Below are 15,805 nucleotides of genomic sequence, written 5' to 3' on the forward strand. Positions count from 1 at the left end.
TGTGACAATGACATCATCATGACAAATCATCGTCTTCCAAAGACAAGCAGCCGCGCGACAAAGACTATGAACATAGTACACGATGCGGACGCTATGACAAAAACAACTGCTATCGCCTTCGCCTCGCTGCTCCTTGCATCCGTCGCGAACGCGGAATACGTCGCCGATGCCGACCCCGTCACCTCCGGCAACCAGCCCGGAAGCATCTACAGCCCGCTGACCCTCAGCGGCACCACCAAGTCCGAAGGCTGGACGAAGCTCACCGCGGCCAACTATCCGGGCAACGGCAGCTACCCGGGCAACAGCGCCTGGGTCGGCGCGCTCGGTTCCCAGGTGGGACCGAACGCCGGTGCCAACGGCCTCGCCAAGGTCTCCAATGGAACGAGCGGCGGCCCCTACCCGACCAGCGCCTCCATCTACCACGGCGGCTACGGCACCACGGCGAACACCTTCGGCGGAACGCTGTCCGTCCCTGTTTCCGGATCGGGCCTGCTCTCCGGCGTGAAGACCGTCATCTTCCAGCTCGATATCGGCGAGGCCTGGACCTACGACCTCTTCGATGATGTCGCGCCGGTCCTCACCTATACCACCTCCAGCGGCACCTACACCATCAGCGCCACCTACGCCTCGCGCTACGTGAAGTATCCGAACGGCCAGGTATACATGAACGGCACCTGGGAGGACCTGTATATCAACTCCCGCGCCTATCAGTTCAACCTCAGCGGCGTGACGGAAACCATCCTGTCCTACTCGGTCAGCTTCTCGGGAGTCGAGCACTCCCAGGTCTATGGTCTCGGCCTGCAGCAAAGCACCGCCACCCTGACCACCAACATCCTGCCGACGAACATTCCCTGATCGGGATCGTTCCGGTTTGTCTTCCACGTCCTGCCGGAGCCAAGGCCGGAAAGGCGCGGGATGAACTCCTGGAAAAACAAACCGCCGCGGGCAAATCCCGCGGCGGCGCGTTGAATATACTATATAGATAGTAGTTATCAGGCAGCAACCCCGGCCTTGACGCCGGGCTCTTCACTTGGATTCCGGGATCACCTTGATCCCCACCTCGCCCAACCGCTTTTCATCACCGGAGGGAGTGACGAAGACGAGACTGCGCGTGTCGTCCCGGTATTCCCATAGCGAGGTGTACACGGGAACCCCGGATTGCTTCGCGAAGTCGATGCGGATGCCGATGTTCCTCTGCCCGCCTCCCGGCCGGACATCGACGGGCTTCAATCCCTTTGGAACCTGCACCGCTTTCTTGTCGCAGAGCACGTACAGCTCCTCCGGGGTCACATTGAGGAAACGGATCGTTCCCCAGGCGAAGCCGGCCTCCGAGTCATCGATCACCAGCGCCTTGAGTCCGGAAGGCGCGGCCTCGTCCGGAACGAGAAGAATGAGCGGCCGCTCCATCGCTACCGGCACGCTGCATGACAAGGTCACGGGCGGCTCCCCCTCCTTCGCGGTGCGGTCGAGAGCGCGGATGACCAGCGGCGTCCCGGGAGCGTTCCCCGGATAGGCATGCGAGCGGCGCAGCGGATGCAGGTCCTTGATGGGAACGTCCTTGTCTCCGGAAACCCACGCGAGCTTGCGCGCCGCGACCGATTCGTCCCACGCGAGCAACCTCGCATCACCGCCATGCGCGGGAGATGCCAGCATGGCTGCCATGAGGAAAAACAACGGGCGGGGATGGATCATGATTTCGCGAGGCTGGTGTTCCGTTCCTCGGCCGGGATGTAGCGGAACGAGACGATGGTGAAGCGGCGGCCGAAGGTTTTGTTCACGGGAGTCAGTGCGGCGACCTTCGTTTCGGGCGGCTGCGAGGAGTCCACCCAGTCCGGCGTGCGTTGCACGACCGCTTCGCACCACGCCTGCGCGACAGGCTTGCCCTGCGGATCATGGGCCTCGCCATAGCCGCGGATGATGAAGGTGTCCGACCTCACAGTGAGGCGCGCGCCGATGGAGCCGAGCACGTCCGCTTCCGTCAGGTAGCCCGGGATGCCGACGCCGGTCTTGGCCGGATTGATGTTTGCACCGTTGGGATAGTTGCCGGTGTTGAAGGTCTGCAGGAGATACTCGTTGTTCAGGCCGGTGCGGTCGATGGCCGTCTGCAAGGCACCGGAAAGGGCGGACGCACCACCCGTCGGCTGGCGGTTCACGAACTCGCCGAGCGAGAAGAACGGGCCGCGCTTCTTCACCTCCGCCACCATTTCCTCCGCGAGCTTGCGGATCCTGCCATCATCCAGGCTGCGATAGCCACTCCAGGCGTCGTTGGAGGAACCGCTTGGATAGCGGAACCTCGGGAAAGGCGAGCCATTCTCGTAAACCGTGGCACCGGACGGAGAGCCATCGTCCAGCTTGAACGGCGTGCCGCGCAGGCCTGCCAAGACGGCACTCCAGGCATTGACGCTGGTCGAGTTCACATTGAACGCGCCATCCACCATCAGGTGCGAGGCGATGCGGAGACACCCTTCCGGAACGGCCAACCGGTCCACCAGGGCCTTGTCCGTCATGCCGCGCCTGGTGAGCACCATGGAGGTGTTCTTCAAGGGATGAAGCACGGGATCCGTGACGAATGCCGTGAGCAGGTCACGCGTGCCGCCGCTGGCACTGGCGGTGCCGTTGGTCCACATGGAGGGGGAGCCGCTGCCTTCACGCGGGGTGAAGGTGGGAGCCAGACCGGAGAAGAAGAACGAGTCCCACAGCGCCTCATTGACGAGGAAGGACGTGTCCACCACCGGCAGACCCGCAGGCGAGAACTTCTCCCCGGAGGCCGCCGCCGTCATGACCTTGGCGACGGTGCCGCTGGGTAGATAAGCGGATGCCCAGCTGTTTCCAGCCTGGTTGGACGGACCGAAGGCGGTGGGGGCGAGGTCCGCATGCTGGAATCCCGCGATGGACAGCAGCGGCGCGCGCGGCAACTCGAAGAAGGCGAGCTTCGACCGCCCGTTCGATGCCGCATTGGAAGCACCATAGTAGGAGCACCGGCCATCCGGCGTGAGCTGGAGCCCCGCACCGGAAACGGACGCGCACTGGCGCATCGCGGACTCGTAATGCGGACCGGAGGCGAAGGAGCCGCCACCGGTGAGGTAGCTGTTGACGAAGGTCTGGCGCGGGTTCGTGGTATAGGCGAGATCCGCCACCTGGTTGGCATCCACGGCCACGCGGTGGTAGGTTTCCAACACGCCCACCATCTTCGGCGCGGCCGCCAGCTCGGAGCCGGTGAAGGTCGGCGCGGCGAACGTCTGGTCACCGAGCACGTTGTTGTGGGAATGGATCTCTTCCATCAGCGACGGGGGCTTTCCGTTCATGCGTCCGGCATCCTCCATCGAGATGAAATAATGATGCTGGCCGCGGGTGAAGCGGATGGTCCCATCCAGACGATCCGTGGGCTGCACCTGCATGGAGTTGGGAAAGCCGGAGCCGTTCATGGAGTCCGCCGTGGTGAGACGGATCGCGATTCCTCCCTTGGTATTGAACTGGGACGGATCATCCACCGGACGCATCCGCCATGTCCGGGTCTGTTCACTGCCGCGGCGGTCGAAGAACCGCGGTGCGTTGTCCACCAGCGAGAAGACGCGGACCTCGCCGGGTCCGAGCCGCACCGGACGCGGCGGGCTGGCGGAGCCATCGGCGGTGAGGTTGAGGAAAAAGTAGGGATCGACGTTGCGTCCGGTCGTTCCTCCGGAGGTGAAGAGCGAAAGCCAGGTGTCCGGATTCGCCCTCCGGGTGCCGCTCTGGTCCACCAGGTTCCACTGCGCGCTGAGCGGGAAGTCCATCCAAGGATAGATCACCAGCCCCTGGGTCTCCACCGCCACGTCATGCGGATTCCAAAGGGTGACCACGGGCGTGAACACGAGGTTCACCTGCTTCTGCGCATCCACCCACTCGCTGATGAAATACAACAGGCGGTCCAACACCGGACGGACCGCGGTCTGGCTGACCTGGCCGTCCGGTTTCCCCGTCGCCACCGGCCACGAGATGTTCGAGGGGGGGCGCTCGAAGGCCGTGGGACCTTCACGGAGATAGAGATGCCGGGGAATCCGGTAGAACGACCGGAGCGTGTCAAAGGTCGGGATGCCGGCGCAGTTGAACTTGTGGGTGTAGGTGATCTCGCCGTAGTTCGCCGTGAGCTGGACCTGTCCGCCGGAAACCATGGGCGCATGGAGCGGCTTCTGGCCCTTGTAACCGGTGGTCTCCGAGCGGAAGGGATTCGCGCTGTTGTTCCATGCGGTCTGGGAGAACTCGCCATCGGAGAGATCGAAGCCGAGATTGAGATCGGTCTTCAGTCCACCATCGACCGGATTGGTCAGCAGGCCGGTGGCATGCGTCGTGTAGTCCTTGCCCAGACCGGACACCGGCGTATCCGCGGAGATGAGACTGCTGTCGAGTTGCACCTGCTTCAGATCGGTCACCCGTGCCGAGCGCAGGTTCCATCCGTCCTTGGGTTGCAGAAACGGCGGGTTCAATGCGGGATTCGGACGCGGCTGGGCCGCCAGCACGTCATTCATATCCGCCATCTGATCCGGGCCGCCTACGTTGAGCTTGGCCTTGGTGTTCTCCTGCACCACCGCCCACGCGGCGGCACCATCCTTCACGGTCACGGGAGCCGCCTTCAGATCGAAGCCATCCTGCTGCAAGCGGAACAGCGATGGCCACGACGGCTGCGGCGCGTTCTTGATCTCATCCTCCGTTTCGACCACGGCGGCATCGGGGCGTGACAAGAGCCAGCCGCGGAAGCGCGAACGTTTTTCCTTCGCATAGTCCGGAGCGGACCTGGTCGGATCATCGCAGTATCTCGGCGACCAGGATTCCCATACCCCCACCGCCTGCTTCCGTGATGTACCGGCCACCAAGTCACCATCCGCGGTGATCCTACGGTCGTCTCCGGCGAGCTGTTGAAGTCTCGACAATGCCAGAGCCACCGAGAGCCGCGCGTTCGCCATCGCCCTGGCACGCATCTCGTGCTGGCCCGATGACCGCAGCGTGACGGTACTCAGCGAAAGCAATCCCAGCGCGAGAATGCACAGCAACATCATCATCATCATGACGACGATGAGCGAGAAGCCCCGGACCCGCGGCGGCGGTGGGGATGCGTAGGTGGCGGCCGCTTTCGCATGCGGAGCCGCGCCATGGTTCGGAAGGGTTTTCATACGAGCAATGAAACCGCCCGCGACATTCGGGATGCCCCCCTGACAGAAAGAAGAGGCACGAAGCCGGACACCCGTGGATGCACAAGAAACATCCGGGTGCCGCACCCGAATCACGAAGGCAAGGTCACATGGCCTACTGCGGAACCTGCGTCAGGTTACGTGGATTTTCATACATCCACTCCAAACCTATCGAATACGCTCATGCCTCCTTGCAAATGACACACGTTTGGGAAACACTTGTTATCGCGAACCTCCGCAACCTCAAATGGGTTGACATCCAAAGCCGGTGATTTGAACCGTTGATTTCATTGCATGGCCGACACCCCGAACAGCGGACCGCCGCCAGACACCCTCTCATCCGGCGGTTTCGAAGAATTGGTCGCGGACCATCAAAAGCGAATCTACTTCTTCATCCGCTCGATGGTGTTCCAACCGGAAGACGCCGGGGACATCCTGCAGGACGTGAACCTGATCCTGATCCGCAAGCGGGAGAAATTCAAAATGGGCACGGACTTCAAGTCCTGGGCATTCGCGATCGCACGCTTCGAGTGCCTCGCCTACCTTTCGCGACGGAAGAAGACGGTCTTGCAATCCCTGGACACCGGAGTGCTGGAAAGCCTGGCCGACCGCGCGGAAGAACGTGCGGATGATGTCGAACCATGGCTGCGCGCCTTGGAAGAGTGCCGCCGCGGATTGCCCGATGAATCGGCACGGTTGCTTTCCCTGCGCTATCAGCATCAGGTGATGCTGGAAACGATCGCCGCCCAATGGCAAACCTCCGTGGGAGCTCTGAAACAGAAGCTTCTGCGCATCCGCATCCAGCTCAAAAACTGCATCCTGAAACGCCGCGGAAAGGAAATCACCGGAAATGACGGTTTTTGCCCGTAACCCGGGGAATTTCCGAGAGTATAATTTACGAAGAAGCGAACATGGCACACGACTGGCAGAACTGGATCGACCGGTTGAAATCCCGGGATCTCACGCAGGAAGAGCTGCGTGAATTCGAAGACGCGCTGCGCGAAGATCCGGCGCTGGCGGACGAATATCTGGACGCGTTGCTGACGGACACCTCGCTGGAGGCGGAAGGTCTGCCGGATCCACGGGCGTGGATGAGAAGCATGGTGGCCTCCCCGCTTTCCTCCCCCATCCCGCGCCGCGCTTATTACCGGAGTCCGGGATTCTGGGCCGCTGCGGCGGCAGTGGTTCTGATCATGGGTGCCGCCGGTTTTTTCACAGGCCGCAGTTCCGTCCATCCGAAGGTTGCGATGACTCCCGGGAAGCCGGAGCCGGTGGCCACCATCACGGATGCGGACGACGCCGCAGCCGCCGTTGGATTGAAAATCGGAGCGCCGCTCGACAAAGGCACGCTGGTGATTCCGGACCAGTCGAAGGTGGGTATCGCCATGCGCAGCGGCGCGCGGCTGGAGATCCGCGGCCCGGCGAATCTGGAACTGGAGAATTCGGAACGGATCCGTCTCGATAAGGGACGTCTCAGCACCTACGCCCCGGAGTATGCGCACGGATTCACCGTGGTCACGAATGACGGCCGGGTGGTCGATCTCGGCACGCGCTTCATCACCTCAGCGGGCACCAAGCTCGGAACCGAGGTGCATGTTCTCGATGGGTTGGTGGAAACGTATTCCTCGCCCTTCCGGAACGACCTCAAGCCGCAGGACTTGAAAAAGACAGAGGCGGCCATCCTCAAGGATGGCAAGATGACCTCCACCGACTACCTGGCGAGGCGGTTCGATGTACCATTGGACCCGAATCTTCCCGACAGCGATGGCGATGGCATCCCGGATGCCACGGAAGTGCAATACGGCAGCGATCCTTATGACTCCGCGTCGCAGCCGGTGCTGCTTCGCATGGAGGAATCCTTCCGGAACTATCCCATCGGACCGATCGCCCGTGTGAAAGCCACGACGGTTGGAGTAGAGCCGGCTGCCCTGTGGGAAGGTGGAGGTTCCTTTGTATCCAAAGGCCTCACCTATGAGAACCATGGCAGGACATTGATCACCTCGAACGGTTCCGTCCGCACCCTCGGAGAAGCCAACGTCGGCTCGACCTTGTTCCCCCTCACACGCCTGCCCGCCAACGGCGTCTTCTACATCAGCTACCTGATGCAGATCGAACAACCTGCGACCTCCCCCAAGTCAACCTTCGGAGGCTTCCTGCTCTACAATGGAGACAAGGAGGAATTGTTCGTGGGGGATTTGAGCACGGGCGGAAATATGGGATCACGGTTCCGGACCTCCGTGAGTGAAGAACACGGAAAGATCCCGGTGGATGGCGCCACGCATCTTTTTGTCATCCGCATCGACCGCACCAAGCTGGTCACGGACATCTATGTGGATCCGCCTCTGGGTGAACCGGAGAATGCCGGCAACCGCTTCATCCGCTATCAGGATGTCCCCGTCTTCGACCGGATCTCGATGCGCTCGGCCAGCTCAGGCGCCCAGTATCCCGTGAACTTCGATGAAATCCGCATCGGCCTGACATGGGACTCGGTGCTTCCGCTTGAGAAGTAAGCGAAACGATGGCACCGGACAGGCGCGCGATTTTTTTCGCCGAATCTCCGTAACCCAAAACACCCCGCGCAAGTATGCGGATGATTGTCATGAATAATTCGTGACTGCGTTCGCATACCCCATGAAAAAAAAACCTTCGAACCTCTGGTTCAAATCCCCCCTGTTGTCCGCGTGCATCGTCCTCGGACTATCGCTGCACGCCGGTGCCGCCAACTATGAATGGCAGACCGCGGGAACCAATGACACCTGGTCCACCGCAGGCGGTGACGCCAACTGGTTCATCGCCGGTGCCGGTCCTCTGGCCGCATGGGCCGATGGCAATGCCGCCGTCTTCAACGCGACCACCGATGCAACGGTGACGGTCAGTGGAACGGTCGCGCCTACGGCGGTGACCTTCGGCACTGGGTGGGCGAACAACTTCACGCTTACGGGCGGCACCATCGCATTTGGTGGTGCAACCGGCAGCATCGATTCCTCCGCGGTGGGAACTGTCGGCGGACGACAGCTCAAAATCCTCAGTGCGATCACCGGCACCGCCGGTCTCATGATCAACTCCCACGGCGATCTCACCGCCGGTGGCGGTGGCAATGGTGCCTACCTCCAGCTCGGCGGGAACAACAGCGGTCTCACAGGTGGCATCGCCGTCACCGGTGGATTGATCGATCTCACCGCGGCGAACTCCGTGGGCGCCAACACGCTCACCTTCTCCAATGGCGGCGGTATCCTCAATGCACAGCACGGAGCGATCATTCTCACCAATCCGATCACCGTTTCCACGGCTGGCACCGTACGGACCTGGAGCAATTCCATCTTCAACCTCACCGGGCTGATCTCAGGATCCGGCACGCTGGCGTTCACCGATGGCGGCGTCACCACGCTCGGTTCCGCCACCGGCGCCGGCGGCACGGCGGTGAACACCGCTGCGAACACCTTCGGCGGCAAGATATCGGTGGGAGGTGGCAAGCTGGGCATCACCGGTGATTCCGCTCTCGGCACGCCCCCGGCCTCCTTCCAGGCGGACAACATCACGATCTCGAACAACGCGACGTTCATGAACATGTCGCAGGCCACCTCGGCCACGAACTTCGGTGCCGGTTTCGATGTGACCCTGAACGCAAACCGCGGCATCACGCTCGGCACCGGTGGTGCCACCTTCCAAATCGGCTATGGAAAGACCTTCACGGTCAACGGAGCGATCACCGGAGTTGGCAACCTGACCAAACCCGATGGAGGAACACTCGTCTTGAACGATGCCATCACTTACACGGGCAACACCGGCGTCACCGGAGGCACGCTGACCTTCAATCCACCGGGCAATCTCACCAAGGGCGGCACGGTGACCGTCGCAGTGGGTTCGGCATTGAACTGGGCCCCGACTGGAAGGACTCTGACTCTCTCCGGGACCGGCAACACCTTCACCGGCGAGCTGCGTATCAGCGGCGTGGGGAGCACCATCGACATCGGCGCGAACAACGTCACCTTCAACGGCGCGGGCGGTACCGGTCTGCGCTATGCCGCCGCCAGCGGCACCGGCACGGTCAACGCCACCGGCGGTGGCAAGCTGATCCTTGGCACCACCGGCGTTGCCCCCGCCGGGGATGACTGGGGTGCGACCAACGTGAACGGCACCCTGCTCATCAATGCCGTGATCGACGGTCCTGCGGGAAAGACCTACGAAAACTATGGCGGCGGAGCCGGCGGCACCACGATCTTCGCGGTGAACAATACCTATCTCGGTGACACCTACGTCAGCGACGGCACACTTCAGATCGGTACCGGCGGCACCACCGGCTCCATCGGCGCGGGCGTCCTTGGAGTGAACGGCGGCAAGACGTTCGCGGTGAACCGCGCGGATGCCGTGACGCTCACGCAAAACGTGATCCTCGTCGGCGCTGCTGGAAACTCGAACTTCACCGTGGCGGACGGAGCCGCCGCCACCGATCTCACGCTGTCCGGCGTGGTTTCCGGCACGCGCGAATTCTGGAAGCGCGGTCTGGGCACGCTGGCGCTGACGAATAGCAACACCTACACCGGCAGCACCGTATTGGTGGACGGCATCCTCGATCTCAACACGCTCGGCAACGGAGCAACACCGGGAGCGAACGGCACCGGTGGCATCTTCATCGCCCAGGCAGGCACGCCCGCGACGCTGCGCTACAGCGGCCCCACCGCCTCCACCGACAAGATCGGCGCGAATGCCCTCCAAGGCACGGGTGCGAACACCATCATCGAGATCCCCAATGCCGCAACCACGTTGACCATCACCTCCCCGCTGGGTCAGAACGGCGCTGGCAAAGGCTTCACGAAGACTGGAGCGGGTTCGCTGGTGCTTGCCAATGACAGCACCTACACCGGCCCCACCGTCGTCAATACCGGCACGCTCCAACTCGGCAACGGCGGCGCGACCGGCACGCTCGGTGGTGGCGCGGTAACGAACAACGGCAAGCTGGTCTTCAACCGCAGCGGCATAACGACCGTGGCGGGTGTCATTTCCGGCAGCGGCTCGCTCGAACAGACCAGCGGCACGCTTTCGCTGACGGGGGCAAACACCTATACCGGTGAAACCACAGTGACCGGAGGCACGCTGTCACTCGCCAACGCGTTCCTGGACGATGCCTCCACCGTCCGCATCGCAACAGGCGGGGTGCTCGATCTCCAGCACGGTGCGTCCGATACGGTGGACAAGTTGTTCATCAACGGCGTCCAGCAGGCCGCGGGTGTCTATGATTCCACCAACAGCGGTGGCTTCATCACCGGCTCCGGAAGCCTCAATGTGACGGGCGTTCCCACCGATCCCTATGTGGCGTGGGCATCCGCAAAAGGCCTCACCTCCGGAGTGAACGACGCCAAGGGGGATGATCCGGACCATGACGGCCTGAACAATCTCATTGAGTTCGCCTTCGATGGGAACCCGCTTTCGGGAGCCTCCGACCAGCGGATCTTCACCAAGGTGGCCACGGTCAATGGAAGCCCGGCCCTGACCCTGACTCTGCCGGTCAGAGTGGGAACGAGCTTCCCTCCGAGCGTCGGAGAGCTGGTTTCGGGACCCGGCAGCGTCATTTATCACATCCAGGGTTCCGTGGATCTGGTGAACTGGGCACTGGACGTGGACGAAGTGCCTGCAGGCGACGTGGCGGCCGTTCAAGCGGGCATCGCCAATCCCGAAACCGGCTGGATCAACCGCTCGTTCTACATCCCAGGCTCTGATCCTTCCGGAACGCCCGAGTGCTTCATCCGCGCGAAGGCGACCGAGTAATCCCCCTGCATCAGTCGCAGCGGCCATCGCAACGCGGCGGCCCGCGGCTTCCATTTTCTTGGGTAATGCAATAGACGAAAATGACGGCCGGTGGATCACACCACCGGCCGTCATTCTTCGTTTCCCTCCAACAAGCTTTCCGAAAAAAATCCGATGTCCCCCTTTCGAATCCTGTCGGCGTGGTTCGGCCTGTTCATGATCGCCCGCTCCGCCCTGCCCGATGGCTTGATCGGACGTGAGAACTTCACCTATCCGGATGGCGCGATCGCGGGCAAAACCGGCGGCGAGGGGTTCGACCGCGACAACAGCACGGCGAACAATGCCTTCACCGGCCACACCGGCACGACGGCGGATTGGGACAACGTGGGCGGAACCCCACAGGTCAGCGGCGGGAGACTGATCACCTCGAACAGTTCCGCGAAGCGGGAGTTCGACGGCCCCGGCGAGGGCCTCAATACGGATGAATACTACGGTGCGATCAGCGGCGACGCAGCGGCGAATGCGAAGGTGGTCTATTTCCGCTTCAACATGACGCGGGATGCCGCCGTCACCTGGTCCGGCCTCAGCTCTTATGATTTCGGAAACGAACGCATTCTCTTCGGCGTGCCCAATGTGGCGAACCCGGCTTCCGGAAAAAGAGAGTTCGCCATCCACATCCTCGGCGGCGCGGAAGCCAGCTACAACTACTCCGGCATCGTGCCGGTCGCAGGCCTCACCTACACGCTGGTGGGCAAGTTGGACTTCGCCAACCAGGTGCTGAAATTGTGGATCAATCCCGATCTCTCCCAACCCGAAGCCTCCAACGTGCCGGTGGTGACGCGGTCCTACACCGCCGGGAACTGGTCCAGCTCGCTGCGCCTCGGCTCCGGCAGCGACAGCAGCGGCGCGGTGATCTGGGATGACGTGTGCGCGGCCACGACATGGACACTGCTCCAGCAGCCGGACACCGATGGTGATGGCATGCCGGACGATTGGGAAACGGCCAACAGCCTCAACCCCGCACTGAATGACGCCACCCTGGATCCGGATAACGACGGACTGAACAATCTGGACGAGTATCGCCAGGGCACCAATCCGCAGGTGGCGGACACCGATGGCGATGGACTTGACGATGGAGATGAAATCGAGCGGGGCACCAATCCCCTTCTCACGGATAGCGATGGCGACGGTCTGTCGGATGGCGTGGAGACCGGCACCGGGATCTATGTGAATGCGACCAACACCGGCACCAATCCTCTCACGGCGGACAGCGACGGTGACGGCTTCAGCGATTCGACCGAGATCACGCTTGGCACCAATCCGAACGATACCGCCTCCTATCCCCCTACCGGCAATCTCGCGCTGCTCGGTTACGATGACTTCGCCTATGCGGCAGGCAATGTCTCCGGACGCAACGGCGGCTTGTATTTCGACACGGACAATTCGATCACGAATAACGCGTTCATCGGCCACGACGGGACTCCCTCCGCGTGGATCAATACGGTGGGCACTCCCACGGTCGCCTCCGGCCGCCTCGTCACCAACAACTCCAGCTCCCGTCGTCCGTTCAATGGACCCGCGACCGGTGCCGGCACGGACGAGGAATACGGGGCGATCGCCAATGGTCGTCCTTGCCAGGTGGTGTACTTCCGCACCCGCATGACCCGCACCGCCTCCGCCACCTTCTCGGGCGTGAGCTGCTATTCCTATACCGCGGAGAAGCTGTTTTTCGGCGTGGTTTCGGAAGGCGCGGGCACCGACACGCTGGGCCTGAGCGAAACGGGAGTCGGCACCACGCAAACAACCGCTTCGGTGGCGGACAACACCGACCATGAAATCGTCGGCAAGCTGGACACCGCCACCGGTCTGGCCGTGCTATGGCTGGACCCGGATTTCACCAAGGCCGAGTCCGCAAACACACCTGCCGTCACGCGTGTGATGTCCTCGTCCTTTGCCACGACTTCCCTGCGATTGTCTTCAGGCGGCCAGGCGACGTGGGACAACCTCCGTGTGACGACGACATGGAATGCGCTGGCGGATGGTTCGCCACAGGCGGTGGCCGACCAAGTCTCCCTGCATCGCGGACAAAAAGTGCGGCTGCAGGTGCTGGCGAATGACAGCGGCGCGTATGACGCACAGGGACTGTCGATTGTTTCCGGTCCATCCTCCGGCACCGCCACGGTGATGGCGGATCATTCGATCCTCTACTCCCATCAAGGGGGAGCTGCTGGAACGGATACCTTCACCTACCGGCTGCCATCCCTGTTCCCCGGCGTGCCCGCGGTGGACGCCACCGTGACGATTACGGTGACGGAGCAACTGAGGATTCCCAGCCCCACGCTCCAGGTGCCGGACTCGCCTCCACCCGCTGCCTATGTCATGGTCAATGCGTTTCCCGGTGTCAGCTTCAGCAATCCGACCTGCATCGCGCGCATCGCCAATGACGGCAAGCGGTTGTTCGTGGGCGAGCGCAATGGCAAGATCTGGCTGATCCCGGACGTGACTGCGGCCGCGCCGGTGAAGCAGTTGTTCCTGGACGTGGCCGCGGTGGTCAATCCGCGCTCCACCGAGGATTTCGTGGACGATTCGAACGAGCGCGGACTGAAGGGCCTGGCCTTCCATCCGGACTACGCGAACAACGGACGGCTGTTTGTGACCTATTGCCTCACGATCAATGGCGTGAAGCAGGTGCGTCTGTCTTCCTTCAATGTGAGTGCGGCCAATCCCGCGGTGGCGGACACCGCTTCGGAGAAGCCCTTCATCACACAAGTCCATCTCGATACCATCCACAACATCGATGACATCGTCTTCGGACCGGACGGTTATCTCTACATGGCCTGCGGTGACGAAGGTCCGCAGAACGACGGCAGCAACAACAGCCAGCGGATCGACAAGAACTTCTGGTCCTCGATCTTCCGCATCGACGTGGATCGCAAGGCGGGATCGCTGGAACCGAATGCCCACGCCGCCATTGCCATCGACGGAACGACCGGCAAGGCCCGCTACGCCGTACCGCAGGACAATCCGTTCATCGGCGCGACTTCCTTCAATGGCACGGCAGTCACTCCGTCCCAGGTGCGCACGGAAATCTACGCGATGGGTTTCCGCAATCCGTGGCAGATGAACTTCGACCCCGTCACCGGCGACCTGTGGGCGGGCGATGTGGGCAACAACACGGTGGAGGAAGTGGACCGCGTGGTCAAAGGCGGGAACTACCAATGGGGCTACAAGGAAGGAACGCTGGCAGGTCCGAAGACGGCTCCCGTGGGATTCACCGGCAATCCCCCGGTATATTCCTATACCCACGGCAGCGGCACCTATCAGGGCGCGTCCGTCACCGGTGGCCTCATCGTGCGCGGCAACCGCTATCCGGGAATCGAAGGACGCTACCTGTTCGCCGACTATGTTTCCGGAAACGTTTGGACGCTCCAGAATCCCACCAGCGCGAATCCGGTGGTGGAGCGCATCGCGGGAGAGACCGGCATCGTGGCCTTCGACACGGATCCCTCCAATGGCGACATCCTGATGGTGGACCTCAATGACGGCCGCATCCTGCGGCTGGCCGTGAGCAGCGATGACAGCACCTTCCCGGATCGCCTGAGCAAGACGGGTATCTTCGCGAGTCTCGCGGACCTTTCCCCGAACCCGGGCATCCTTCCCTATGACGTGAACCTCCCGTTCTGGTCGGACCATGCGAAGAAACGCCGCTGGTTCGCCATGCCCGCAGCGGGTTCCTCCGCGTCATTCCAAAGCGAGGGCAACTGGACGCTGCCAACCGGTGCGGTATGGGTGAAGCACTTCGACATGGAGATGGAACGCGGCAATCCGGCGAGTGCGAAACGGATCGAAACGCGGCTGATGGTCAAAACGGACACGACGGCCTACGGAGTCTCCTATCGCTGGAACGACGCAGGCACGGAAGCATTCCTGGTGCCGGATGGCGGCGTCACGATCCCGCTGCGGATCACGGTGAATGGCACGCCGCAAACGCAGCCGTGGTCGATTCCCAGCCGCGCCCAGTGCATGACCTGCCACAGCCCGGCGGCGGGCAGCCTGTTGTCCTTCCGCACCCGCCAGCTCAACCATTCCGGGACGATGGCATCGACCTCCGGAAACTATCTGAGCCTGCTCCATGATGCGGGGTATCTCGATCAGGCACCTCCGGCAGGATTGGCGCGCCATCATGCGCCGTCCGAAACCGAGTATTCCTTGGAAACGCGGGCGCGCTCGTGGCTGTCCGTGAATTGCTCCTACTGCCATCAACAAGGTGGCGGCGGGCTCGGGGCCTTCGATTTGAGCGCGTGGCTCGGTTTGTTCGATACCGGAGTCATTGATGGCCCGGTCGGCAACAGCGCGGGAGATCCCGCGGACCGGCTCATCGTGCGCGGCGATCCGCTGCATTCCGCCATCCTGTCCCGCATGTCCGTCGCCAACGGCTACACCCGCATGCCTCCGCTCGCATCAGCCGTGGTGGATCAGGAAGGCATCGATGTGGTCCGCGATTGGATTCTCCAGGAGCTGCCGGATCGGAAAAGCTACGACGAATGGAGTAATTCCGCCTTCGCCGGACATCCCGCCAATGGAGTCCCGGGAGCCGATCCCGATGGCGACGGCGTGACGAATCAAGACGAATACCTCATGCACACGAATCCCCTGCTGGGCGGCCCGCCATGGCGGCCCACGCTGGGCCGGAATGGAGCACAACTCCAGCTTTCGTGGCCGAACCTTCCCGACCGCTCGATCCGCATCTGGACCTCCACCGATCTGATGAACTGGTCGCCCTGGAACGTTCCCGGCAACGACGGCGTGCCGCGAGCTGGAACGGGAGTGCGGACGCTGCCTGTGTCCGGGGACGAAGCGAAGCGTTTCTACCGTTTCACCATCGGCGAGTGATG

At 62.5% G+C, this 15,805-nt stretch carries 7 protein-coding genes; 5 read left to right on the plus strand and 2 right to left on the minus strand.

Translation table 11 applies throughout. The features are described 5' to 3' along the window. The first annotated feature begins 93 nt into the window (after window positions 1-93). The gene (locus KBB96_RS10695; protein WP_211629400.1) at window positions 94-855 is read left to right on the plus strand and encodes a hypothetical protein; all 762 of its coding nucleotides are present in this window, start codon (window positions 94-96) and stop codon (window positions 853-855) included. Between the two features lie 171 nt (window positions 856-1,026). Here KBB96_RS10695 and KBB96_RS10700 read toward each other — a convergent pair whose 3' ends face one another. Both KBB96_RS10700 and KBB96_RS10705 read right to left on the minus strand, forming a co-directional pair. After that, window positions 1,027-1,692, minus strand: coding sequence for a hypothetical protein (locus tag KBB96_RS10700; protein ID WP_211629401.1), 666 nt, complete (start codon window positions 1,690-1,692; stop codon window positions 1,027-1,029). Continuing rightward, entirely contained in the window at window positions 1,689-5,147 is a 3,459-nt protein-coding gene (locus KBB96_RS10705; RefSeq protein ID WP_211629402.1) for a hypothetical protein, read from the minus strand. Before KBB96_RS10705 ends, KBB96_RS10700 begins: the two co-directional genes overlap by 4 nt. Window positions 5,148-5,459: 312 nt before the next feature. Here KBB96_RS10705 and KBB96_RS10710 point away from each other — a divergent pair, with 312 nt between their 5' ends. The 4 genes from KBB96_RS10710 (at window position 5,460) to KBB96_RS10725 (ending at window position 15,803) form a co-directional block, all read left to right on the plus strand. Then, window positions 5,460-6,035, plus strand: coding sequence for a sigma-70 family RNA polymerase sigma factor (locus tag KBB96_RS10710; protein WP_211629403.1), 576 nt, complete (start codon window positions 5,460-5,462; stop codon window positions 6,033-6,035). A gap of 41 nt (window positions 6,036-6,076) precedes the next feature. After that, the gene (locus KBB96_RS10715; RefSeq protein WP_211629404.1) at window positions 6,077-7,675 is read left to right on the plus strand and encodes a FecR domain-containing protein; all 1,599 of its coding nucleotides are present in this window, start codon (window positions 6,077-6,079) and stop codon (window positions 7,673-7,675) included. Between the two features lie 121 nt (window positions 7,676-7,796). After that, complete coding sequence (locus tag KBB96_RS21240; protein WP_211629405.1) at window positions 7,797-10,931, plus strand: beta strand repeat-containing protein; 3,135 nt, start codon at window positions 7,797-7,799, stop codon at window positions 10,929-10,931. 153 nt (window positions 10,932-11,084) lie between these two features. Then, entirely contained in the window at window positions 11,085-15,803 is a 4,719-nt protein-coding gene (locus KBB96_RS10725) for a PQQ-dependent sugar dehydrogenase (RefSeq protein WP_211629406.1), read from the plus strand. Window positions 15,804-15,805: the final 2 nt, after the last annotated feature.

The organism is Luteolibacter ambystomatis (genome assembly GCF_018137965.1).
In the GTDB taxonomy this organism is placed as follows: Bacteria; Verrucomicrobiota; Verrucomicrobiia; order Verrucomicrobiales; family Akkermansiaceae; genus Luteolibacter; species Luteolibacter ambystomatis.